The 23,627-nt window shown below is 72.8% G+C and carries 20 protein-coding genes; 11 read left to right on the top strand and 9 right to left on the bottom strand.

Annotated features, from left to right (window positions below):
* Positions 1 to 3: 3 nt before the first annotated feature.
* Positions 4 to 921, bottom strand: a complete 918-nt coding sequence (locus tag BLQ67_RS00650; protein WP_092501534.1) for a LysR family transcriptional regulator — start codon at positions 919 to 921, stop codon at positions 4 to 6.
* 71 nt (positions 922 to 992) lie between these two features.
* Here BLQ67_RS00650 and BLQ67_RS00645 point away from each other — a divergent pair, with 71 nt between their 5' ends.
* Complete coding sequence (locus BLQ67_RS00645) at positions 993 to 1,940, top strand: DMT family transporter (RefSeq protein ID WP_092501532.1); 948 nt, start codon at positions 993 to 995, stop codon at positions 1,938 to 1,940.
* Between the two features lie 9 nt (positions 1,941 to 1,949).
* Here BLQ67_RS00645 and BLQ67_RS00640 read toward each other — a convergent pair whose 3' ends face one another.
* Positions 1,950 to 4,364 carry a DNA gyrase/topoisomerase IV subunit A gene (locus tag BLQ67_RS00640; RefSeq protein ID WP_092501530.1) on the bottom strand — a complete coding sequence of 805 codons (2,415 nt, stop codon included), beginning with the start codon at positions 4,362 to 4,364 and terminating at the stop codon, positions 1,950 to 1,952.
* Positions 4,365 to 4,375: 11 nt separating this feature from the next.
* On the opposite strand from BLQ67_RS00640, the gene BLQ67_RS00635 reads away from it, so the two are divergent.
* Complete coding sequence (locus BLQ67_RS00635) at positions 4,376 to 5,470, top strand: alkaline phosphatase family protein (RefSeq protein ID WP_092501528.1); 1,095 nt, start codon at positions 4,376 to 4,378, stop codon at positions 5,468 to 5,470.
* Here BLQ67_RS00635 and BLQ67_RS00630 read toward each other — a convergent pair.
* From BLQ67_RS00630 to sepH, 3 genes are all read right to left on the bottom strand, one after another.
* Complete coding sequence (locus BLQ67_RS00630; protein ID WP_092501526.1) at positions 5,455 to 6,384, bottom strand: NAD(P)-dependent oxidoreductase; 930 nt, start codon at positions 6,382 to 6,384, stop codon at positions 5,455 to 5,457. The two genes, BLQ67_RS00635 and BLQ67_RS00630, sit on opposite strands and share 16 nt — an antisense overlap.
* Positions 6,381 to 7,739 carry an MFS transporter gene (locus BLQ67_RS00625; RefSeq protein ID WP_157674604.1) on the bottom strand — a complete coding sequence of 453 codons (1,359 nt, stop codon included), beginning with the start codon at positions 7,737 to 7,739 and terminating at the stop codon, positions 6,381 to 6,383. Before BLQ67_RS00625 ends, BLQ67_RS00630 begins: the two co-directional genes overlap by 4 nt.
* 156 nt (positions 7,740 to 7,895) lie before the next feature.
* Positions 7,896 to 9,011, bottom strand: a complete 1,116-nt coding sequence (sepH, locus tag BLQ67_RS00620; RefSeq protein ID WP_157674603.1) for a septation protein SepH — start codon at positions 9,009 to 9,011, stop codon at positions 7,896 to 7,898.
* A gap of 162 nt (positions 9,012 to 9,173) precedes the next feature.
* Here sepH and BLQ67_RS00615 point away from each other — a divergent pair, with 162 nt between their 5' ends.
* Complete coding sequence (locus BLQ67_RS00615; protein ID WP_092501522.1) at positions 9,174 to 9,461, top strand: DUF4193 domain-containing protein; 288 nt, start codon at positions 9,174 to 9,176, stop codon at positions 9,459 to 9,461.
* A 121-nt stretch (positions 9,462 to 9,582) separates the two neighbouring features.
* Here the strand turns inward: BLQ67_RS00615 and BLQ67_RS00610 are convergent, their stop codons facing one another.
* A complete protein-coding gene (locus BLQ67_RS00610; RefSeq protein ID WP_157674602.1) occupies positions 9,583 to 10,020 on the bottom strand; it encodes a DUF3093 domain-containing protein in 438 nt (145 codons plus the stop codon).
* Between the two features lie 31 nt (positions 10,021 to 10,051).
* On the opposite strand from BLQ67_RS00610, the gene dut reads away from it, so the two are divergent.
* The 8 genes from dut (at position 10,052) to BLQ67_RS00570 (ending at position 18,734) form a co-directional block, all read left to right on the top strand.
* A complete protein-coding gene (gene dut / locus BLQ67_RS00605; protein WP_092501519.1) occupies positions 10,052 to 10,498 on the top strand; it encodes a dUTP diphosphatase in 447 nt (148 codons plus the stop codon).
* Positions 10,491 to 11,078 (top strand): DUF3710 domain-containing protein, encoded by a 588-nt coding sequence (locus BLQ67_RS00600; protein WP_092501517.1) that lies wholly within the window; start codon positions 10,491 to 10,493, stop codon positions 11,076 to 11,078. Before dut ends, BLQ67_RS00600 begins: the two co-directional genes overlap by 8 nt.
* Complete coding sequence (locus tag BLQ67_RS00595; protein WP_092501515.1) at positions 11,075 to 11,815, top strand: DUF3159 domain-containing protein; 741 nt, start codon at positions 11,075 to 11,077, stop codon at positions 11,813 to 11,815. The genes BLQ67_RS00600 and BLQ67_RS00595 overlap by 4 nt, the downstream gene beginning before the upstream one ends.
* 174 nt (positions 11,816 to 11,989) lie before the next feature.
* Positions 11,990 to 14,836 (top strand): aconitate hydratase, encoded by a 2,847-nt coding sequence (locus tag BLQ67_RS00590; protein ID WP_092501513.1) that lies wholly within the window; start codon positions 11,990 to 11,992, stop codon positions 14,834 to 14,836.
* 119 nt (positions 14,837 to 14,955) lie between these two features.
* Positions 14,956 to 16,152: an SPFH domain-containing protein gene (locus BLQ67_RS00585; RefSeq protein ID WP_092501512.1), complete on the top strand. Its 1,197-nt coding sequence runs from the start codon at positions 14,956 to 14,958 to the stop codon at positions 16,150 to 16,152.
* Positions 16,153 to 16,183: 31 nt separating this feature from the next.
* The gene (locus BLQ67_RS00580) at positions 16,184 to 17,563 is read left to right on the top strand and encodes a TFIIB-type zinc ribbon-containing protein (RefSeq protein WP_172802224.1); all 1,380 of its coding nucleotides are present in this window, start codon (positions 16,184 to 16,186) and stop codon (positions 17,561 to 17,563) included.
* Positions 17,564 to 17,568: 5 nt separating this feature from the next.
* Positions 17,569 to 17,859 carry a hypothetical protein gene (locus tag BLQ67_RS00575; protein WP_092501510.1) on the top strand — a complete coding sequence of 97 codons (291 nt, stop codon included), beginning with the start codon at positions 17,569 to 17,571 and terminating at the stop codon, positions 17,857 to 17,859.
* 20 nt (positions 17,860 to 17,879) lie between these two features.
* A complete protein-coding gene (locus BLQ67_RS00570) occupies positions 17,880 to 18,734 on the top strand; it encodes an ADP-dependent NAD(P)H-hydrate dehydratase (protein ID WP_231945110.1) in 855 nt (284 codons plus the stop codon).
* Here BLQ67_RS00570 and BLQ67_RS00565 read toward each other — a convergent pair.
* Genes BLQ67_RS00565 through BLQ67_RS00555 form a run of 3 tightly spaced genes read right to left on the bottom strand, consistent with a single transcriptional unit; the run spans position 18,701 to position 23,538 of the window.
* Entirely contained in the window at positions 18,701 to 20,218 is a 1,518-nt protein-coding gene (locus BLQ67_RS00565) for a DUF7059 domain-containing protein (RefSeq protein WP_092501509.1), read from the bottom strand. The genes BLQ67_RS00570 and BLQ67_RS00565 overlap by 34 nt on opposite strands.
* On the bottom strand, positions 20,219 to 22,360 hold the full coding sequence (locus BLQ67_RS00560) for a 3-hydroxyacyl-CoA dehydrogenase NAD-binding domain-containing protein (RefSeq protein WP_231945109.1): 2,142 nt from the start codon (positions 22,358 to 22,360) through the stop codon (positions 20,219 to 20,221). It lies immediately after the preceding gene.
* Positions 22,357 to 23,538, bottom strand: a complete 1,182-nt coding sequence (locus tag BLQ67_RS00555) for a thiolase family protein (RefSeq protein ID WP_407922499.1) — start codon at positions 23,536 to 23,538, stop codon at positions 22,357 to 22,359. The genes BLQ67_RS00560 and BLQ67_RS00555 overlap by 4 nt, the downstream gene beginning before the upstream one ends.
* Between the last annotated feature and the right edge of the window lie 89 nt (positions 23,539 to 23,627).

Here is a 23,627-nt window from a genome sequence, read left to right as displayed (position 1 = left end):
CCGTCAGGTCGTCGCTGGCGTCGCGTCGAGCGCGCGTCCCGCGACGTCGACGAGCGCCTCGAGCGTGCGCCGCACGGCGGCCGAGGCGAGCGCGTCGGGCCGCGACAGGGCGTCGACGTGCCGCACGAGGTCGACGTCGTCGAGCCGTCGCAGCACGAGCCCGTCGGTCGCGAGCGGCTGCCCCGCCACGCTCGGCATGATCGCGATGGCGGCGCCCGCGCGCACGACCTCGGCCGTCACCGAGAAGTCGTTGATGCGGTGCAGGATGCGCGGCGGTCGCCCCGCGACGGCGCCGACGTGCGCGATCACGCCAGCGAGCGGGAACCCCTCGTGCACCGACACCCAGGGCTCGTCGGCGAGGTCCGCAGCCGTCAGCCGGTCGCGGCCCGCGAGGCGATGCGTCGTCGGCATCGCGATCACGAGCGGCTCGGCCAGCAGCGGCGTCGTCACCACGCGGTCGCGCGGCCACTCGGCGTCGTGCGAGAGGCGGTGCGCCACGACGACGTCGTGATCGAGCGTCAGGGCCGGGAAGTCGCGGTTCGCGACGTCGGCGTCGGTGAGCAGCAGCGACGGGCCGCCCTCGACGGCGCGCAGCAGGGGGCCGAAGAGCATGAGCCCGGCGCTGTGGAACGCCGAGACGCGCACGGGCCGCTCGACGTCGTCGACGAACGCGCCGACGGCCTCGCGCGCGCCGACGAGCGCCTCCTCGACGCGCACGCCGGCGGCCGCGAGGGCCTCGCCGGCGGGCGTGAGCACGAGCACGCGTCCGCGGCGCATCGTGAGGGGCACGGGGGAGCGCGACTGCAGCACGGCGAGCTGCTGCGAGACGGCCGACGCCGAGACGTGCTGGGCGGCGGCGACCGCCGCGACGCTGCCGCGGGTGGCGAGCTCGCGCAGCAGCCGCAGGTGGATCGGATCCATGAGGCTGACCTTACGGGATGCGCAAGACACTGGCCGTTGCTCTACCGCGTCGCCTCGGCGAGCGTAGGAGCATGCCCCGCTCCCGCATCCCCGAGCCCATCGTCGACCTGCTGCTCGTCGCCGTCGCGGCCGTGTGGGGTGCGAGCTTCCTCGTCGCCAAGGCGCTGACCGAGGAGGTGGGCGCCGCCTCGACGCTCGCCCTGCGCTTCCTCGCCGCCGTCGTCGGCCTCGCCGTGCTGTGCGTCGTGCGTCGCGAGCGGCTCCCGCACGGACGGGGTCTCGCGATCGCGGCGGCGCTCGGCTGCACGCAGGCGCTCGTCATCGGGCTCGAGACGTGGGGCGTGCACCTCACGTCGGCGACGAACGCCGGGCTGCTCATCAGCCTCGCGCTCGTGTGCACGCCCGTGCTCGAGAGCGTCGCCTCGCGGTCGTGGCTGCCGCGCACGTACTTCGTCGCCGCGGTCGCCGCCGTCGTCGGCGTCGCGATGCTCGTGTCCGACGGTGGCCTGCGCACCCCGACCGTCGGCGACCTGCTCGTGATCGTCGCGGCGATCGTGCGCGCCGTGCACGTCACGGCCAGCGCGCGCCTCACGCGCACGCGCTCCGACTCGACCCTCGGCGTCGTCATGGTGCAGCTCGTCGTCTGCGCCGTCGCCTCGTGCGCGATCGCGGGCGCCCCGCTCGTCGATGCGGCAGCGTCGCTCTCGCCGAGGGGGTGGGCGAGCGTCGCGTTCCTCGGACTGCTGTGCTCGGTGTTCGCCTTCGTGGTGCAGCTGTGGGCCGTGCGCCGCACGTCGGCGACGCGCGCGAGCATCCTCATGGGCACGGAGCCCGTGTGGGCGCTCGCCGCGGGCGTCGCGCTCGGCGGCGAGTCGCTCGCGCTCGTGGGGCTCGCCGGCGCTGCGCTCATCGTCGCGGCGTCGTACGCGGGGCAGGCCATCGAGCGTCGGCACCGGCTGGCGCAGGATGCGCGGGCCAGGGGAGAGGCGCGGGAGCCGAGCGTCCCGAGCCTGCCCTGACTCGGGCCGTCAGCTGCCGAGCGTCGTGCCGATCGCGCCGATCGGCTGCTCGATCGCGATCCCCGATCCCGTGCGCGTCGACGGCTCGGGCAGCGCGCGCTGGCTGCCGTCGCTGCCGACCGCGAGCGGGGCCGTGCCCGCCCACGCGGCGGCGAGGGTCGTCTCGCCCTTGAGGAAGCGGTGGCCGGCGACGCCGCCCGTCGCGCGTCCCTTCGCGGGGAACTCGTCGATCACCGAGACCTTCACGCGCGCGTCGTCGAGGCCCGCGAGGGTCTCGGCGGCCGCGGTCACCGTGACGATCGCGGCGGCGTCGGTCGCGACGCCCGCGAATAGCACGGTCGCGTCGCCCTTGAGCGAGATGCCCTTCATGCCCGCGGCGCCGGGACCCTGCGGGTTGACGTCCTTCGCCTTGAAGCGCAGCACCTGCGCGTCGGATGCGACGAGCACGACCCAGTCGTCGTCGGTCGCGTGGCCCACGCCGACGACGCGGTCCTTGGGCTTGAGCGCGATGATCTCGGTCTCGTCGCGATCGGGGAGCGCCGAGGGCAGCGTGCGCTTGACGGTGCCCTGCTCCGTCGCGACGAGGATGGGCCGCTCGTCGGCGAGCGACACGATCGACACGACGTCCTCGCCCCGCTCGAGCGCCACGAGGTCCTTGAGCTTGAGGCCGGCGGTGAGGCCGATCGAGGTCGCGGGCACCGACGGCAGGTCGACGGGCGTCGTGCGCAGCACGCGCCCCGACGTCGTGACGACGCCGAACGAGCCACGCGTCGTCGTGCGCACCTCGGCGCGGATGGCGTCGTGGCGCGAGCGGCGCGCCGGCGCTGGCAGCGGCTCGGTCGTGTCGATGCGTACGAGGCGGCCCGTGGCCGAGAGCACGACGGCCGTCGGCTCGTCGGCGACCTCGAGCTGCGCCTGCTGCGCCTTCGTCGTCGCCTTGGGACGCGCCTCCGTGAGCAGCGTGCGGCGCGGCGTGCCGAAGCGCTCCGCGACGTCGTCGAGCTCGTCGGCGACGACGCGGCGCAGCAGGCCGCGGTCGGCGAGGATGCGCTCGAGCTCGGCGATCCGGTTCCGCAGCTCCTCGGCCTCCTGCTCGAGCTCGATGCGCGAGAAGCGCGTGAGACGACGCAGGCGCAGCTCGAGGATGTACTCGGCCTGCGCCTCCGACAGATCGAAGACGTCCTGCAGGCGCGTGCGTGCCTGACCGGCGTCCTCGCTCGTGCGGATGACCTGGATGACCTCGTCGATGTCGACGATCGCGATGAGCAGGCCCTCGACGAGGTGCAGGCGATCCTTGGCCTTCTTCAGGCGGAAGGCGCTGCGACGGCGCACGACCTGGAGGCGGTGGTCGAGGTAGACGCGCAGCAGGTCGACGAGGCCGAGCGTGCGCGGCGTGCCGTCGACGAGCGCGACGGCGTTGATCGAGAAGCCGTCCTCGAGGGGCGTGACGCGGTAGAGCTGCTCGAGCACCGCCTCGGGGCTGAAGCCCGTCTTGACGTCGACGACGAGGCGCAGGCCGTGCTTGCGATCGGTGAGGTCCTGCACGTCGGAGAGGCCCTGGAGGCGCTTCGACTGCACGCCGTCCTTGATCTTCTCGATGACGCGCTCGGGGCCGACGAGGTACGGCAGCTCGGTGAAGACGAGCTGCGACTTGCGGCCGCTGCGCTCGATCGACACGCGTGCGCGGGTCTTGAACGAGCCGCGGCCCGTCGCATACGCGTCGCGGACGCCGTCGAGGCCCGCGATGATGCCGCCGCCGGGGAGGTCGGGGCCGGGCACGAACGCCATGAGGTCGTCGACCGACGCGTCGGGGTGCTCGAGCAGGTGCTTCGCCGCCTGCACGATCTCGACGAGGTTGTGCGGCGCCATGTTCGTCGCCATGCCGACGGCGATGCCGGCGGCGCCGTTCACGAGGAGGTTCGGATACGACGCGGGCAGCACGACCGGCTGCTGGAACTCGCCGTCGTAGTTCGGCTCGAAGTCGACGACGTCCTCGTCGAGGCCCGCGGTGAGCGAGAGGCCCGCGGCGTCGAGGCGCGCCTCGGTGTAGCGCGACGCGGCGGGGCCGTCGTCGAGCGAGCCGAAGTTGCCGTGGCCGTCGACGAGCGGCACGCGCATCGTGAACGGCTGCGCGAGGCGCACGAGCGCGTCGTAGATGGGGGAGTCGCCGTGCGGGTGCAGCTTGCCCATGACGTCGCCGACGACGCGCGCCGACTTCACGTGCCCGCGGTCGGGCGTGAGCCCCATCTCGGCCATCTGGAACAGGATGCGTCGCTGCACGGGCTTGAGCCCGTCGCGCGCGTCGGGCAGGGCGCGCGTGTAGATGACGGAGTAGGCGTACTCGAGGAAGGAGCCCTGCATCTCGGTGGCGACATCGACGTCCTCGATGCGCTCGCCGTCGGAGGGTGCGGTGATGTCGGTCATAGGCTGTCCAGATGCTACCTGCGGCCAGCCCTGCCGGCGTGCGCCTCGCCGACGTGCTGGCCTCCCAGGTCCTCTCGGCGAGCGGCGCTCGCAACGCCCTCGGCCTGCCCCGTGCGCGGCGCAGCGTGATCGTGGTCGTCGACGGCCTCGGGGTCGCGAACCTCAATGCTCGTGCTGGGCACGCGCGCACGCTCGTGGCCGGGCCGCGCAAGGGCATCGTCTCGGGCTTCCCGACCACGACGGCTGCCGCGCTGACGTCGCTCTACACGGGCACGACGCCCGGGCAGCACGGCATCGTCGGCTACGACGCGCTCGTGCCCGGCGTCGGCGTGCGCAACCAGCTGCGCGACTGGGGCGGCGCCATGGACCCCGAGACGTGGCAGCGCAGCGCGCCGCTGCTCGCCGACGTGCAGAGCACCGTCGTGAACGAGCCCCGGTACGCCGACTCCGGCTTCACGCGCGCCACCCTGCGTGGCGCCGACTACGTCGCTGCCCGCACGATCGACGACCGCATCGACGCCGCGATCGATGCCGTGCACGCCCGCGACGGCATCGTGAGCTGCTACGTGCCCGACCTCGACCGCATCGGCCACGAGCAGGGCTGGCAGTCGGATGCGTGGATCGACGCGCTCGAGCGCCTCGACGGCGCCGTCGCGCGACTCGCCGACCGCATCCCGGCCGGCGCCGGCATCCTCGTCACCGCCGACCACGGCATGGTCGACGTGCCCGAGCACAAGCACCTCATCGTGCCGCCCGCGCTGCTCGAGGGCGTCGCGCACGTCGCGGGGGAGCCGCGCTGCCTGCAGCTGCACCGCGACCCGTCGCACAGCGGCTGGGAGGCGACGGTCGACGCGTGGCGCGCCGCGTTCGGCGACGTCGCGTGGATCGCGACGCGCGACGAGCTCGTGGCGTCGGGATGGCTCGGCGAGGTCGACGACGCGGTGCTGCCGCGCATCGGCGACCTCGTGGTCGCGATGCGCGGCAGCGGTGCGCTCTACGTGCGCGACGACGATCCGGCGCGCGGCATGGTGGGCCAGCACGGCTCGTTCACGTCGGAGGAGCTGCGGGTGCCGCTCGTGCGGCTCGGCGCCTACGCGGGGTCCTGACCTCCGGCGTCGTAGCCCTCGAGCGTGCCGTCTGGCGACGCGAAGCGCGCGACGAGCGTGCAGTCCAGGCCGCCGAGGCCCTCTGCCTGCAGCGCACGCAGCTGCTCGAGCACGATGCGCGCCGCGGGCACGTGCACGCCCGTCTCGTCGGCGCCCGCGACGGCGAGCGACAGGTCCTTCTCGGCGAGGTCGGTCGAGAAGCCAGGCGCGAAGCCGCGGTTCGCGGGGCTCGAGTCGACGATGCCCGGCACGGGGTACCAGGTGCGCAGCGGCCACGAGTCGCCCGACGAGACGCGCGCGACGTCCCAGAACGCCTGCGGGTCGAGCCCGAGGTGCCGCGCGAGCTGCGAGCCCTCCGAGACGGCGAGCATGCCGATGCCGAGCATCATGTTGTTCACGAGCTTCGCGGCGATGCCGTGCGTCGCAGGCCCGACCGCGATCGTCGAGCCCGCGAAGGGCGCGACGACGCCCGACGCGTCGGCGACGTCGGCCGCCTCGCCGCCGAGCATGACCGTGAGCGTGCCGGCCTCGGCGCCGCTCACGCCGCCCGACACCGGGGCGTCGACGAACCGGTGGCCGCGCTCGGCGGACTGCTCGTGGCACCAGCGCGACGTCGCGACGTCGACCGTGGAGGTGTCGAGGAGCAGGGTGCCGGGCCGGGCGCTCGCCCACGCGCCGTCGGGTCCGTCGAGCACCTGCCGCACGTGCTCGCCCTTCGGGAGGCTCAGGATGACGACGTCGGCGTCGCGCACCGCGTCGGCGACCGACGCCGCCGCGACGACGCCGCGAGCGGCGGCGGCCTCGACGAGCGCCGGCACGACGTCGACGCCGCGCACGTCGTGCCCCGCCGCGGCGAGGTGGGCGGACATCCGCCCGCCCATCGCGCCGAGGCCGATCCAGGCGACGACGCTCACGACTCGCCCCGCTCGGCGACGAGGCGCTGGCGATCCTCCTCGTCGACGTCGCGCAGCGACGTGCCCTTCGTCTCGCGCATGACGAGCACGGCGACGAGCGTCACGGCGGCAGCGCACGCGAGGTAGATCGCGATCGACACCGAGCTGCCCGTCGCGCTCAGCAGCGCGACGGCGATGATCGGCGCGAGCGAGCCCGCGAGGATCGACGTGACCTGGTAGCCGAACGAGACGCCCGAGTAGCGCATGCGCGTCGGGAACATCTCGGCCATGATCGCCGGCTGCGGCGCGTACATGAACGAGTGGATGACGAGGCCGAGGCACACGGCGGCGATGATGATCGCCGGGTTCTCGGTGTCGAACATCGGGAAGGCGACGAAGCCCCAGCCGGCGGCGAGCACGGCGCCGATGCCCGAGAGCGGTCGCCTGCCGACGCGGTCGGAGAGGTAGCCGACGCACGGCACGACGAGCATGTGCAGCACGTGCGCCGCGAGCATGAAGCGCAGGATCGAGGCGGTGTCGTAGCCGTGCTGCGTCGCGAGGTACGTGATCGAGAACGTGACGACGAGGTAGTACATGATGTTCTCGCCGAACCGCAGGCCCATGGCCGTGAGCACGCCGCGGGGGTAGCGGCGCAGCACCTCGAAGACGCCGTACGACTGCGCCTTCGACTCGGCGACCTCCGCCTTGACCTCCTGGAAGATCGGGGCGTCGTCGATGCGGGTGCGGATGTAGTAGCCGATGATCACGATCACGACCGACAGCCAGAACGCGACGCGCCAGCCCCAGCCGAGGAACTGATCCTCGGGCAGCGTGCTCGAGAGGATGAGCAGCACGATCGTGGCGAGCAGGTTGCCGATCGGCACCGCGGCCTGCGGGAAGCTCGACCAGAAGCCGCGCGAGCGGTCGGGGGAGTGCTCGGCCACGAGCAGCACGCCGCCGCCCCACTCGCCGCCGACGGCGAAGCCCTGGACGAAGCGCAGGATGACGAGCAGCGCGGGTGCGAGGAAGCCGACCTGGTCGAAGGTCGGAAGGCAGCCCATGAGGAAGGTCGCGGCGCCGACCATGACGATCGCGAGCTGCAGCAGGCGCTTGCGGCCGTACTTGTCGCCGAAGTGCCCGAAGACGATGCCGCCGAGCGGGCGGGCGACGAAGCCCACGGAGTAGGTCGCGAACGCCGAGAGGATCGGCACGAGCGGATCGTCGGTCTGCGGGAAGAAGATGAGGTTGAACACGAGCGTCGCTGCGCTCGCGTACAGGAAGAACTCGTACCACTCGACGACGGTGCCCGCCATCGAGGCGCTCACCACCCGTCGCAGTCCACCGGGCTTGTTCGTCGTCGTCGTCGACGCGGTCATGCCTACCTCCTCGTAGGGCCAACGCTGGTCGCGAGCCACCGTACCTGACCGATCGTTCAGGTCAGGCGAGGCGTGCACAGGTGCCCGCACGCGACGATGCCCGCCGCGCGAGGCGGCGGGCATCGGTCGGGATGCGGGCGGTGGGAGCCGCGCGGGTCAGGCGGGCTCGTCGTCGCCGCGCGCGCCGAAGACGATCTCGTCCCAGCTCGGCATCGACTGGCGGCTGCCGCGCTTGGGGCGCGAGCCGGAGAGCGGGCTCGTGTGGTGCACGCCGGGCCGCTCGTCGTCCTGCGCGGGCGTCTCGGGCGCGTCGAAGAGCGTGTCCTGGCTCTTCGGCAGGTCGGGCACCGTGCCGGTCTCGGCCTGCTGCAGCGCCGCCTCGCGCTCGCCGCGGCGGCGGCGCAGGGCCTCGAGCAGGTCGGCGGTGTGGTTGGGCGCCTGCGCGGGGCGGGCGGTCGAGACGGCGGCCTCGACGACGGCTGCCGGCTGGCCCTGCGCGGCATCGCGCAGCACCGGGTTCGGCGTCACGGGCTTCGACGGCCCCTGCTCGCCGACGCGGAACGCGCCCGAGTCGAAGCGCTCGCCCTCGACGCGCGGCTGCGGCTTCGTCGGCTGCGGCGCCTGCGAGGGCGCCTGTGCGGGCGTCGGCTCGACGGCCTCGGGCTCGACCGGTGCCTGCTGCTGCCCGTGGTCGACGGCGCGCAGGCGCGGCATGAGCACCGTGGAGGCGTCGCCGCGCGTGCTGAGCGCCGTGGCCTCCTTGTCGCGCGGCGTGAGCGCGGCCTTCCGCGGCTCGAACGTCCACGTCGCGACGTGGTCGATGCCCTGGGCGTGGAAGCGCAGGCGCACGACCCACGCGCCGGCGCCCTCGCGCCACGCGAACCACGACTCCTCGCTCGCGCCGAGGTCCTGCAGGCGCGCCTCGAGGGCGTCGCCGAAGGTCGTCTCCTTCGCGAGCGGGTCGATGTCGCCCGAGGCGACGGCCACCTGCAGCGCCTGGTCGAGCACGTGGTCGCGCTCGGCGACGACGGGTCCCTCGAAGCGGCGCACGAACTCGAGGTCCTCGCCCGTCTCGGCCGCCACCTCCTCGGCGGTCTGGCCGCCGCGCAGCGCCGACTGGATCTCGCGCGGCGAGGCCTTGCGCTGCGTCGGCTGCGCCTTGGGTCGCGGCAGCTCCGGCAGCGCTGCGACGTCGATCGCGTAGCGTGCGCCGTCGGCGGCCTCCACGACGAGCAGGTCGTCCTCGACCCCGATCACACTGAGCTTGTCCATGCGCCTCACGTCCCGGTCCATCAGGTCTCCGCCAGCATCCCACCGACGTCGGATCGGGCGCGGGAATGACCGTGGCGTGCCGCGAGTTGCAATCGGCGGATCGAGCGTGCAGACTGTGCGCCGACTCCCCCGAACACTGGCCGAAGGAACGCTGAGCACGCAATGGCAACCGACTACGACGCACCGCGCAAGAACGACGACGACGCGGAGTCGATCGAGGCGCTCAAGGAGCGCGTCCCCGCCAAGGCGCAGACGGCGACGGACGACGATGCCGACAACCCCGGCAGCTTCGATCTGTCGGCTGCCGACCTGTCGGACGTCGAGCTCGAGACGATCGTGCTGCCGGCGCAGGAGGACGAGTTCACCTGCGTGAGCTGCTTCCTCGTGAAGCACCGCCTGCAGTTCGACCACGAGTCGAAGCTGGGCCCGATCTGCAAGGAGTGCGCGTAGCGCACGGGGACATGCGCGACGCCCTGAGCGAACAGCACCGTGCGAACGGCATCGGGCGCAGCGCAGCGTGAAGGCCGCCTCCCACGGGAGGCGGCCTTCGTCGCGTTTGGGCGGCGCGCCGTCAGGCGCGCGCGTCGCGGATCGCGGCGGCGAGCGCCTCCGGCCGCCTCGTCGACAGCACCCACGCCGTCGTCGGGTCGGCGTCGTCGACGACGGGGATGCGCACGAGCAGCGGCGTCCACGGCACGGTCGAGTGGAAGGCCCGCGCATCCCAGTCGGCGTGCAGCACGGCGTACGAGCCTGCGCGGTCGAGCACCTGTGGCTCGCCGAGCGCCGCGAGCGGGATGCGCGCGCGGCCGGCCGAGAGCGTGGCGTCGTCGACGGCGACGACGGGCGCGGCGACGACGAGCCCGCCCGCGACCCCGAGGTAGAGCACGATGGCGACGATCCACCCCCACACGGGGTCGATCGGGAGGAAGACCAGCACGGCCGCCGGCACGACGAGCAGGCAGACGGCGAAGAGCCAGACGGGTGGCAGGAGTCGCTCACGATGACGCACCCCTCCATCCTGCCCGCTAGCCTTGGCTCCCGTGGACGAGGTCGAGGTGCTGATCGTCGGCGAGCCGCCGGCATACGCGCATCCTGGCGACGCAGGCGCCGACCTGCACGCCGCGGAGGCGCGCACGTTGCAGCCGGGGGAGCGTGCCATGGTCGGCACGGGCGTGCGCATCGCGCTGCCCGACGGCCACGTGGCGTTCGTGGTCCCGCGCAGCGGGCTCGCGGCTCGCCAAGGCATCACGATCGTGAACGCACCGGGCACCGTGGATGCGGGCTATCGCGGCGAGATCAAGGTCATCCTGCTCAACACGGGCAGCGAGCCGCACGCCATCGCGGTCGGCGACCGCATCGCGCAGGTGATCGTGCAGCGCATCGAGCGCGCGCGCTTCGTGCAGGTCGACGAGCTGCCGGGCTCCGACCGCGGCGAGGGTGGCTTCGGCTCGAGCGGGTTCGGACGGACGAAGGAGACGCATGGCTGACGAGATCGACGACCAGCTCGACGAGGAGTCGTACGAGAAGAGCGCGCCCGAGGATCGCGACGAGGCGGGTCCGCTCGACGAGGCCGAGGCGCCCGTGCGCCCGTACATCGACCTCGGCGGTCTGCGCATCGTGCCCCGCCAGGGTCTGCAGATGCGGCTCGAGGTCGAGGAGGCGACGAAGCGCGTCGTGGCCGTGACGCTCGAGCACGACGGCTCGACCGTGCAGCTGCAGCCGTTCGCGGCGCCGCGCTCCGAGGGCATCTGGGGCGCAGTGCGCGCCGTGGTGTCGGAGCAGCTCACGAGGCAGGGCGCGACGGTCGAGGAGGCCGACGGCCTGCTCGGTCCCGAGCTGCGCTGCACGCTGCAGCCGGGCCCCGACGGCCAGCCGCGCGCCGTGCGTGTCGTGGGCGTCGACGGTCCGCGATGGATGCTGCAGGGCATCGTCGGCGGCAAGGCAGCGACCGACGACGCCGCGATCGAGGGCATCGTCGAGATCTACCGCTCGACGGTCGTGTGCCGTGGCGAGACGCCGATGCCGCCGCGCGAGCTCATCCCGCTCCACGCGCCCAAGCCCGCATGACCGACGCGCAGCAGCCGGCGGAGGGTGCCGAGGGCGCCGACCGCGACCGCGCCGACGAGGCGATCGCGAAGGCGATCCGCTCGTCGAAGCTCGGCCACATCGCTCCGGGCGAGGCGCCCTCGGGCGGCGCGATCCTGCAGGCGATGGGCGGCGTGCGCGGCATCGTCGAGTCGCTGCTGCCCGGCCTGCTCTTCCTCGTGCTCTTCACGATCACGCGCGACGTGTGGATCTCGGTGCTCGTGCCGCTGGCGGTCTCGGTCGTCGCGGTGCTGCTGCGCGTGCTCACGAAGGGGCAGCCGATGCTGGCCTTCGCCGGGCTCATCGGCGTGGGCATCTCGGCGGCGGTCGCCCTCTTCACGGGCAACGCCAACGACAACTTCCTCTGGGGCTTCATCGTCAACGCCATCGGCGTGATCGCGCTGACGATCTCGCTGATCGCGCGTCGCCCGCTCATCGGCCTGCTCGCAGGCGGGCTCACGGGCACGCCGTACGCGTGGCGCACCGAGCCGGCGCGCAAGGCCGTCGCGGTGCGCGCGACGATCCTGTGGATCTGCGTGCTCGGCGCACGCCTCGCGGTGCAGGTGCCGCTGTACGCGGCCGAGGCCACGCAGGCCCTCGCCACGACGAAGCTGCTCATGGGCGTGCCGCTGTACGGCGCGGCCCTGTGGGTCACGTGGCTCATGGTGCGCGCCGTGCCCGAGCCCGAGCAGCCGCGCGACGCCGCCGCGTCGTCCTGACGCCCGCGGCCGCCGCTCGGCGCCCGCGACACGCCCGCATCCGCCGGGCGAGGTCGTCGGTCGCGCGCGAACGGCGTAGGATGTCTTGACGTCAAGATACTTTCGGCCGCGACCACGAGCGCGCGGCTATGCTCGGACGCGCACAGCGTCAGGACGATCGTGTGAGGAGTCACCGTGTCGGCAGTGGACAGCTTCGGAGCCCGCAGCACCCTTCAGGTGGGCGGCCAGGACTACGAGATCTTCAGGATCGACCAGGTCGAGGGGCACGAGTCGCTGCCGTTCTCGCTCAAGGTCCTCCTCGAGAACCTCCTGCGCACCGAGGACGGTGCGAACGTGACGAAGGCGCAGATCGAGGCGCTCGGTGCGTGGAAGGCCGAGGCCGACCCCGACACCGAGATCCAGTTCACGCCCGCGCGCGTCGTGATGCAGGACTTCACGGGCGTGCCCTGCATCGTCGACCTCGCCACGATGCGCGAGGCCGTGACGGCGCTCGGCGGCGACCCCGACAGGATCAACCCGCTCTCGCCCGCCGAGATGGTCATCGACCACTCGGTCATCGCCGACCTCTTCGGCACCGAGAACGCCCTCGAGCGCAACGTCGAGATCGAGTACGAGCGCAACGGCGAGCGCTACCAGTTCCTGCGCTGGGGCCAGACGGCCTTCCAGGACTTCAAGGTCGTGCCCCCGGGCACCGGCATCGTGCACCAGGTGAACATCGAGCACCTCGCGAAGGTCATCTACGACCGCTCGGTCGACGGCGTGCTGCGCGCCTACCCCGACACGTGCGTCGGCACCGACTCGCACACGACGATGGTCAACGGCCTCGGCGTGCTCGGCTGGGGCGTCGGCGGCATCGAGGCCGAGGCGGCCATGCTCGGCCAGCCCGTCTCGATGCTCATCCCGCGCGTCGTCGGCTTCAAGCTCACGGGCGACATCCCCGCGGGCGTCACGGCGACCGACGTCGTGCTCACGATCACCGACATGCTGCGCCAGCACGGCGTCGTCGGCAAGTTCGTCGAGTTCTACGGCGAGGGCGTCGCCTCGGTGCCGCTCGCGAACCGCGCCACGATCGGCAACATGAGCCCCGAGTTCGGCTCGACGGCCGCGATGTTCCCCATCGACGACGTGACGCTCGACTACCTGCGCCTCACGGGCCGCGACGAGCAGACCGTCGCGCTCGTCGAGTCGTACGCCAAGGAGCAGAAGCTCTGGCACGACCCGTCGCGCGAGCTGCGCTTCTCGGAGTTCATGGAGCTCGACCTGTCGACGGTCGTGCCCTCGATCGCCGGCCCGAAGCGCCCGCAGGACCGCATCCTGCTGTCGGAGTCGAAGTCGCAGTTCGAGCGCGACGTGCTCAACTACGTCGCGACGGGCGAGACGACCGACGTCGTCGACGTCGCCTCGATGGACTCGTTCCCCGCATCCGACCCGGGCAGCGTCCCCGGCGAGGAGGACACGCACGTGCACGCGCCCGCCAAGGTCGCCGTGCTGCAGTCGAACTCGTTCCACGGCGCCTCGACGCCCGCGAACGTCACGACGCCCGACGGTCAGCAGTACGTGCTCGACAACGGCGCCGTGACCCTCGCGGCCATCACGTCGTGCACGAACACGTCGAACCCGTCGGTCATGATCGCCGCGGGCCTCGTCGCCCGCAAGGCGCGCGCCAAGGGCCTGAACCGCAAGCCGTGGGTCAAGACGACGCTCGGCCCGGGCTCGAAGGTCGTCACCGACTACTACGAGAAGTCCGGCCTCGACCAGGACCTCGAGGGCATCGGCTTCTACACGGTCGGCTACGGCTGCACGATCTGCATCGGCAACTCGGGCCCCATGATCGAGGAGGTCTCGGAGGCGATCAACGCCAACGACCTCGCCGTCACGGCCGTGCTCTCGGGCAACCGCAACTTCGAGGGCCGCATCAGCCCCGACGTCAAGATGAACTACCTCGCGTCGCCGCCGCTCGTCGTCGCCTACGCGCTCGCCGGCTCGATGCACTTCGACTTCGAGGCGGATGCGCTCGGCACCGACACCGAGGGCAACGAGGTGTTCCTCAAGGACATCTGGCCGACGCCCGACGAGGTGCAGGAGATCATCGACTCGTCGATCTCGCGCGAGCAGTTCATCACCCAGTACGCCACCGTCTTCGACGGCGACGAGCGCTGGAAGAGCCTGCCGACGCCCGAGGGCCCCATCTTCGAGTGGGACGAGGACTCGACGTACGTGCGCAAGGCGCCGTACTTCGACGGCATGACGATGGACCTCACGCCCGTCGCCGACATCCACGGCGCCCGCGTCATGGCTGCGCTCGGCGACTCGGTCACGACCGACCACATCAGCCCCGCAGGCAACATCAAGGCGGGCACGCCCGCCGCGCAGTACCTCACGGAGCACGGCGTCGGTCAGCGCGACTTCAACTCGTACGGCTCGCGTCGTGGCAACCACGAGGTGATGATCCGCGGCACGTTCGCGAACATCCGCCTGCGCAACCAGCTCACGGCGGCCGTCAACGACGGCAAGGCCGTCGAGGGTGGCTACACGCGCGACTTCACGCAGCCCGAGGGCCCGCAGTCGTTCATCTACGACGCGTGCCAGTCGTACGCCGAGCAGGACACCCCGCTCGTCGTCTTCGGCGGCAAGGAGTACGGCTCGGGCTCGAGCCGCGACTGGGCGGCCAAGGGCACGCGCCTGCTGGGCGTCAAGGCCGTCATCACCGAGTCGTTCGAGCGCATCCACCGCTCCAACCTCATCGGCATGGGCGTCGTGCCCCTGCAGTTCCCCGCCGGCCAGTCGTGGGAGTCGCTGGGCCTCGACGGCACCGAGGTCGTCTCGATCACGGGCCTCGAGCAGCTCAACGAGGGCGTGACGCCGAAGACCGTGAAGGTCACGGCCACCCCGAGCGAGCACTCGGCTCCCGGCAAGGAGACGATCGAGTTCGACGCGGTCGTGCGCATCGACACCCCGGGCGAGGCGGACTACTACCGCAACGGCGGCATCCTGCAGTACGTGCTGCGCTCGCTCGTCTGAGCGTCGTCCCGCCCTGAGGCGGATGGGATCGAGACCTCCGCAGGCTTTCAGCCTGCGGAGGTCTCGTCGTCGTACCGTGGTGGCGTGCGCGACGGCCGCGCACGAGCGAGGGAGACGACATGGGCCTCTTCAGGGCAGCGCTGGACGCGGCGGGCGGCGTGCTCGCCGACCAGTGGAAGGACTTCTACACCGTCCCCGAGGGCCTCAGCCCCACCGCGGCGCTCTTCGCCGCCGTGCCGCGCGGCCAGAACGCGGGCCGCGGCTCGAACACGTCGGGCTCCGACGGCATCATCACGAACGGCTCGCGCATCGTCGTGCCCGAGGGCTACGGCCTGCTGCTCATGCAGGAGGGCGCCATCACGGGCTTCGCCTCGATGCCCGGCGGCTACGAGTGGCGCACCGACGCGCAGGAGTCGCAGTCGATCTTCGCCGGCGACGACCTCATCGGCTCTCTCGTGCGCACGTCGTGGGAGCGCTTCAAGTTCGGCGGCCGTCCGGCCGCGCAGCAGCAGGCGTTCTTCGTGAGCCTCAAGGAGCTGCCGAACAACCGCTTCGGCACCCAGTCGGAGATCTACTGGGACGACGCGTACATGGGCGCGCAGGTCGGCGCCGTGACGCGCGGCACGTACACGCTGCAGATCGTCGACCCCATCCTCTTCGTGAAGTCGTTCGTGCCGGCCTCGTACCTGCGCCCCGGCGTCGTGTTCGACTTCGCCGACATCGACAACGACGCCGCGGCGCAGCTCTTCAACGAGGTCGTGGCCTCGCTGGCGCCCGCGTTCTCGATGTACACGAACGACCCCGCGAAGGGGAACCGCATCACCCGCATCCAGCAGGACTCGCTCGGCTTCGCGCAGAGCCTCTCGGCAGCCGTCGAGCAGGGCTACCGCTGGTCGTCGGACCGCGGCATCACGATCGTGAAGACCGCGATCGTCGCGATCGAGTACGACGCGCAGACCCGCGAGCTGCTGCGCAACGTGCAGCGTGCGGATGCGCTGTCGGGCCAGCGTGGCAACTCGAACCTGCAGGCGTCGGTCGCGCAGGGCTTCGAGTCGGCGGGCGAGCAGTCGGGCACGACCGGCATCCTCGGCATGGGCATGGCGGCGGGCGCCACGGGCCTCGGCGGGCTGCAGCAGCCCGTGCCCGCGCAGGAGGCGCCGCAGCAGGCGGCGCCGGCACCGGCCGCCGCGCCGGCGGCGCAGGGCGGCGGCGAGGACCCCATGGCCGTGCTGACGCGCGCGAAGGCCATGCTCGACGCCGGTCTCATCACGCCCGAGGACTACGAGGCGGCGAAGGCGAAGGCCCTCGGGCTCTGACGCCGAGCCCTCCGACGCCCAGCCTCCACGCATGACGCTGCCTCCGCCGCCGCAGGCGCCGCCGCCCGGACCCTCGGGCGGCGCGCCGCAGCCGCATCCACCGCATCCGCGCGCCGTGCCCGTCGTGCCGCGCCAGCCGCTGCCGCCGCCGAATCCGGAGCAGCGCATGTCCGCACCCGCCGCGGCCGCGGCCGCGCCGCACGTGCCGACGGAGCTCGCGCTGCCGCCGCAGGGCCCGCAGACGCAGAACGAGCGGCTGCAGGACGGCATCAACCGCTGCCCGAGGTGCGGCTCGACCGACATCCGCCTCGCGATGCAGGGCGGCATGCTGCGCTGCGGCTACTGCCGCAACGAGTGGTCGGAGGAGCGGGTCGAGGAGCGCCTGGGTCTCGGCGAGGGCATCCGCGACCTGCGCGGCACGCTCGTCGCGTCGGGTGCGCAGGACATCCGGCCCGACGTCTCGACGATCCTCACGATCGCGTGCGCCGGCTGCGGCGCCGAGGTCGTCATCGACACGAACGACGCCATGAGCGCGCGCTGCCACTGGTGCAGGCAGCGGCTCGACGTCAACCGGCAGATCCCGAACGGCGCCGTGCCGGATGCCGTGCTGCCGTTCGCGCTGCCGCACGCGGAGGCCGTCGCGCGCATCCGCGCGTTCGCCGACGCGCGGCGCGGGTTCGCGCACTCGCAGTTCAAGGCGGAGTTCGCCCCCGAGAACGTCGTCGGCGTCTACCTGCCGTACATGGTGGTCGACGCGCACGCGTCGACGCGGCTCGAGGGGCTCGGCGAGGTCGAGACGCGCCGCTACACGCGCGGCACGAAGAACAACCGGCGCACGTACTACGACGCCGACGTCGTGCGCGTGCGGCGAGCGGTCGACTTCACCGTCGACGACCTCACGTTCGAGTCGTCGGCCGAGCGCTCGAACCTCGACGTGCACCGCTCGACGAACAACATCGTGAACTCGATCCTGCCGTTCGACACGAAGAACGCCGTCGACTGGAACGCCGCATATCTCGCGGGCTTCACGTCGGAGCGTCGCGACCAGGACGTGCGGGCGATGCATCCGCGGCTCGAGGACCAGCTCATGTCCATCGGCCGCACGCAGGTGCGCGGCACGCTGAGCGCCTTCGACCGCGGCGTGCGGTGGGAGACCGAGGCGCTCGACGTGCACGGCACGCGCTGGGTCGCGATGTACCTGCCGGTGTGGCTGTACTCGTACCACCACGTCGAGGGCGGCCAGGGCATGGTCCACTACGTGGCCGTCAACGGGCGCACGGGCGAGACGATGGGCAGCATCCCGCTCGCGAAGGGCAAGCTGCTGGCCGTCGCGATCGGCGTGGGCCTGCTCGTGGAGGCGCTCGTCGTGCCGATCGTCGGCGCCGTGCTGTTCTCGGGATTCGTCCGATGATGGGCATGGATGGGCTCGGCCAGGTCGCGGCCGTCGTCGCGTCGTCGGACGGCGAGGGCTTCCTGCTCGCGCTCCTCGCGGCGGGACCGGCCGTGGGCATCGCGATCTACACGACCGTCTACCGGCGCTACCGCAACCAGGACAAGACGCACGTCTTCGAGCACGAGACGCACATCGCTGCCGCGCCGGTGCAGGGCGACGACGTGAAGGTCGACGAGGTCAAGGGCACCAGGCGGCGCCGCATCGAGGGCGACGTCGTCGACGCGCCGCGCATCCGCGTGCGCCGCGTGCCGTAGCCTCCGACGGGGAGGTCACCGTGGGCTGGAGCGTCGACGACGTGCGCGCGTGGATGCGGGTGCCGCAGGCCACCGACGACAAGTACGCGCGTGGCGTCGTGGGGTTCGTGACGGGCTCCGACGCCTACCCGGGCGCTGCCGTGCTGGGCGTCGAGGCCGCGCATCGCGCGGGCGCCGGCATGGTGCGGTACGTGGGGCCGCGGCGCGCGGCCGACCACGTGCTCGCCAGGCGCCCCGAGACGGTCGCGGGCACGGGGCGCGTGCAGGCCTGGGCGCTCGGCTCGGGCACGGATGCGTCGCACCGGTCGCCGTCGCTGCGCGCGACGCTGCACGCCGCGCTCGCCGAGGGCGTGCCGGGCGTGCTCGACGCGGGCGCGCTCGACCTCGTGCGCGTCGGCGCGGGGCCGCGGCTGCTGACGCCGCATGCGGGCGAGCTGCGCACGCTGCTGGCGGCGCTCGGCGTCGACGTCGAGCGCGCGGCGATCGCCGCGGATCCCGAGCGATGGGCGCGCGAGGCGGCGACGCGCACGGGTGCGACGGTGCTGCTCAAGGGCGCCCGCACCGTCGTGACCGACGGCGACCGCGTCGCCGTCGTCGAGGCACCGACGCACTGGCTCGCGACCGCGGGCACGGGAGACGTGCTCGCGGGGATCGCGGGCGCGCTGCTCGCGGCGCACGCCGATGCCGTGCTCGCCGACGCCGCATGTCTCGTCGACCTCGGCGCGACGGCCGCCTGGCTGCACGGCGAGGCCGGCGCGCGGGCGTCGCTCGGTGGGCCGCTCGTCGCGCTCGAGGTCGCCGAGCACGTCGCCGGCGTCGTGCGCACGGTGCTCGCCGACGCTCAGTCGGTCTCGGACCCCGCCTCCACGAGGTAGCCGCGGATCCACAGCTCGCGCACGGCGGGCAGCGCCTCGGCCGAGAGCGCCTGGGCGTCGACGTCGAGCAGCGACGCGATGGCATCGAGGATCGCGCCGACCGACAGCTCGCCGTCGCACGCGCCCACGAGGGCGGCGACGGCGGTGTCGACCTGCGTCGTGCGGCCGAGCGCACCGCCCTGGGTGAGCTCGATGACCGTGGGGCCCGATGCGCCGGGCCGCAGGTGCCGCAGCTCGGTGACGTCGGCCTGCGTCACGAGATGCACGCCGCGCAGGTCGTCGTCGTCGAGCGCGGCAGCGCGATCCTGCACCTCGAGCGACGTCGCGACGTGCACGCCGGCGTGCTCGAGCACCAGCGCGTGGCCGACGTGCTCGACGCGGATGCGCGGCGCAGCATCGCCCTCGCGTGCCTGTGCCGCGACCCAGCCGAGCCCGATCGAGCGCACGTCGCGGGCGGCGAAGTCGTCGAGCCACGCGGTGAGCAGGGGAGCGTGGTCGGCGTCGCCCGGTCGCGTGCCGCCGTCGCGCAGCCACAGCTCGGCGTAGCGCACGACGTCGAGCGACTCGCGCTCGAGCACCCAGCCGTCGACGTCGCCGGCGGCGAGCCAGCCGCGCACGCGGTCGAGCCCCGCGCCGCCTGCGAGCGACTCCCAGTTGCCGAGCAGGCGCGCGGCACCGCCGGGCGCGAGGTGCGCGCCCAGGCCCTCGACGACCTCCTGCATGAGCGCGTCGCCCGTGCGGCCCCCGTCGCGGTACTCGTAGGCGGGCACGCCCTCGGCGCGCGGCGTGATGACGAACGGCGGGTTCGACGCCACGAGGTCGAAGCGCTCGCCGGCGACGGGCGCCCACAGGTCGCCCTGCCGCGTCTCGACGTGGTCGACGCCGTTGAGCGCGCACGTCAGGCGCGTCATGGCCAGCGCGCGCTCGGAGAGGTCGGTCGCGACCACGCGGTCGGCGAGGCGCGCGAGGTGCAGCGAGACGATGCCGCAGCCCGAGCCGAGGTCGAGGGCCGACCCGGCGCGCACGGGCGGCAGGATCGCCGCGAGCGTGCGTGCGGCGCCGCCGACGCCGAGCACGTGGTCGGGGCGCAGCGGATGCATGCCCGAGAGCTCGTCGAGGTCGCTCGCGATCCACCACTCGCCCGCGCCGAGCGCGTCGCGGAACGCGTACGGACGGATCGTCAGCAGAGGAAGGGCGGTGCCGTCGGCCACCTCGACGACGCCGAGCGCCGCTGCGCCATCGATGCCGACGGTGGGCAGCGCCGCGTCGAGCGCGTCGGGTCGCACGGCGTCGCCGAGCCACAGCAGCCGCACGAGCGTCGCGAGCGGATCGGTGGCGTCGCCGAGCGCGCGGCGCGCCGGTGTCGCGACCATGCGCGCGAGCGCATCCGACGCATCCGCGCCGATGCGCGCGGAGACGCCCCCGCCCGCGTACCCGGCGGCTGCCAGGTCGTGGGCGAGGGCGTCGACGAGGGCGCGATCCACCTAGGCGGCCGGGCCCGCGATGCGCGGCTCGTGGAACGCGGCGCCGAACGCGCGCTCCGAGGCTCCGACGCGGTCGAGGTACGGGGTGATGCCGCCCATCTGGAACGGCCAGCCGGCGCCGAGGATCATGCAGAGGTCGATGTCCTCGGCCCCCACGACGACCTCGTCGTCGAGCATGCGGTGGATCTCGTCGGCGAGGCCGACCTCGAGCCGCTCACGCAGCTGCTCGGCCGTGTACGGCGTCGCATCCTTCGGCGTGTGCCGCTTGACGATCGCGATGGCCTTCTTGTCGATGCCCTTCGCCTCGCCCTTGCGGTCCTTCTCGAGCAGCACGTTCGCCTCGGCGAGCTCGTGCAGCGCCTTCGACTCGAAGAAGCGGTCGGGGAACGCGCCGTGGTGCGTGTCGAGCACGTGCGCGCCGACCTTGAGGCCCACGAGGTCGAGCAGCACGAACGGGTCCATCGGCAGGCCGAACGGCTGCTGCGCCGCGACGACCGTCTCGAAGGGCGTGCCCTGCTCGACGGCGTGCATCGCCTCGCCCAGCAGCTTCGCGAGCACGCGGTTCACCACGAAGCCGGGGGTGTCCCGCGTGATGACGGCGGTCTTCCTGAGGTCCTTCGCCACGCGCATCGCCGTCGCGAGCGCCGCGTCGTCGGTCGCCGGCGTGCGCACGACCTCGATGAGCGGCATGACGGCCACGGGGTTGAAGAAGTGGAAGCCGACGAGGCGCTCGGGATGCGCGAGACGTGCGCCGATCTGCTCGACCGAGAGGCTCGACGTGTTCGTCGCGATGATCGCCTCGGGGCTCAGGTGCGGCTCGACCTCGGCGAAGACCTGCTGCTTGACGCCCAGCTCCTCGAAGACGGCCTCGATGACCCAGTCGCAGTCGGCGAAGTCGGCCTTGTCGACCGTGCCCGACAGCAGCCCCGAGAGGCGGTTGGCGGTGTCGCCGTCGAGGCGACCCTTCTCCTGCAGCCCCGCGAGCTCCTTCCGGATGCCCGCGAGGGCCGCATCCACGCGACCCTGGTCGAGGTCGGTGATGACGACGGGCACCTGCAGGCGGCGCAGGAACAGCAGTGCGAACTGGGTCGCCATGAGCCCGGCGCCGATGATGCCGACCTTCGTGACCGGGCGGGCGAGCTCCTTGTCGGGCGCCCCCGCTGGGCGCCTCGCACGCTTCTGCACGAGGTCGAACGCGTAGATCGACGCGTGGAACTGGTCGGAGGCGATGAGCTCGGTGAGCGCGGCGTCCTCGGCGGCGAACGCCTCGGCGCGCGACGCCTTCTTCGCCCCCTGCAGCAGCTCGAGCGCCTTGTAGGGCGCGAGGGCGACCGTGCCGATCTTCGACTCGAGCGACTTGCGCGCGATGCCGATCGCCACGTCCCACTTCACGGCGCGCTCGAGGCGGCCGGGCACGTTCGGGCGCTCGACCTTCGCGCCGCCCAGCACGCCGTCCGCCCACGCGAGCGACTGCTCGAGGAACGAGGGCGCGCCGAACATGGCGTCGGCGATGCCGAGCTCGAGCACCTGCTCGGGCTTCAGCACGCGGTTCTGCTTCAGCGGGTTCTCGATGACGACCTTGAGGGCGTGCTCGATGCCGATGAGGTTGGGCAGCAGGTACGCGCCGCCCCAGCCGGGGATGAGGCCGAGGAAGACCTCGGGCAGCGCGACGGCTGGGGCCGTGGCGTTGATCGTGCGGTAGTCGGCGTTGAGGCCGATCTCGAGGCCGCCGCCGAGGGCGAGGCCGTTGATGAACACGAACGTCGGCACGCCGGCCTCGTGCAGCAGGCCCAGCACGCGGTGGCCGAGGCGGCCGAGCTCCGCGCCCGTCTCGCGGTCGGGCAGCAGCCCGACGTTCGACAGGTCGGCGCCGGCGGCGAGGAAGTACGGCTTGCCCGTGACGGCGATCGCGTCGATCTGGCCGGCGGCGGCGCGGCCGCGCTGCGCCTCGAGCACGTCGCCGAGCTCGAAGAGCGTCGCGGGGCCGAGCGTCGACGGCCGCGTGTGGTCGCGCCCGTTGTCGAGCGTCACGAGCGCGATCGTGCGACCGGATGCGAGGGCCACGTCGCGCACGTACGAGTGCGTGACGACCTCGTCGAACTGCGCGGCTGCGAGGCGCGGGAACTCGTCGGCGATGCTCACTTGCGCTTCCTTCCGGTGAAGTGGGGGTTCTCCCAGATGACGGTGCCGCCCTGGCCGAGGCCCACGCACATGGCGGTGAGGCCGTAGCGCACCTCGGGGTGCTGCTCGAACTGGCGCGCGAGCTGCAGCATGAGGCGCACGCCACTCGATGCGAGCGGGTGGCCGATCGCGATCGCGCCGCCGTACGGGTTGACGCGCGGGTCGTCGTCGTCGATGCCGAAGTGGTCGGTGAACGACAGCACCTGCACCGCGAAGGCCTCGTTGAGCTCGAACAGGCCGATGTCGTCGATCGACAGGCCCGCCTTGCGCAGCGCCTTCTCGGTGCTCGGCACGGGGCCGATGCCCATGATCTCGGGGTCGACGCCCGCGAAGCCGAACGAGACGAGGCGCATGCGCGTCTGCAGGCCCAGCTCCTTCGCAGCATCCGACGACGCGAGGATCGACATCGTCGCGCCGTCGTTGAGGCCGGATGCGTTGCCGGCGGTGACGCGGCCGAACTCGCGGAACGGCGTCTTGAGGGTGCTGAGGCCCTCCATCGTCGTCTCGGGACGCGGCGCCTCGTCGGCGGTCGCGAGGCCCCAGCCCTCGGCCGTCTGCAGCGCGACGGGCACGAGGTCGGGGGAGATGTCGCCCGCGGCGAGCGCCGCGGCGTACTTCTGCTGGCTGCGCAGCGCGTAGCGGTCGGCACGCTCCTTCGTGAGGTGCGGGAACCGGTCGTGGATGCGCTCGGCCGTCTTGCCCATGTTCAGGGCGTCGGCCGAGACCATGCGCTCCGCGACGAAGCGCGGGTTCGGGTCGGCATCGAGGCCCATCGGGTGACGCCCCATGTGCTCGACGCCGCCCGCGATCGCCACGTCGTAGCCGCCGAGCGCGATGCCGCCGGCGACGGCCGTCACGGCCGTCATGGCGCCCGCGCACATGCGGTCGATCGCGTAGCCGGGGACCGACTTCGGCAGGCCGGCGAGCATGCCCACCGTGCGACCGAGCGTGAGCCCCTGGTCGCCGGTCTGGGTCGTCGCCGCGATGGCGACCTCGTCGATCCGATCGGTCGGCAGCGACGGGTTCCGCTCGAGGAGCCCGACGAGCGCCTTCACGGCGAGGTCGTCGGCCCGCGTCTGCCAGTACATGCCCTTCTCGCCCGCACGCCCGAACGGGGTGCGAACGCCGTCGACGAACACGACGTCGTGTGCCACTGAAGCCTCCTGCATGGGTGGATGCACGTCACGGTGCAGCACGAGCCTAGGGAGGGTCGCTGCGCCTGGGCAGG

This window comes from Agrococcus jejuensis, from assembly GCF_900099705.1.
GTDB lineage: Bacteria > Actinomycetota > Actinomycetes > Actinomycetales > Microbacteriaceae > Agrococcus > Agrococcus jejuensis.
The sequence above is the reverse complement of the archived record's forward strand: the minus strand, read 5'-3'. Positions and strand labels throughout refer to the sequence as shown.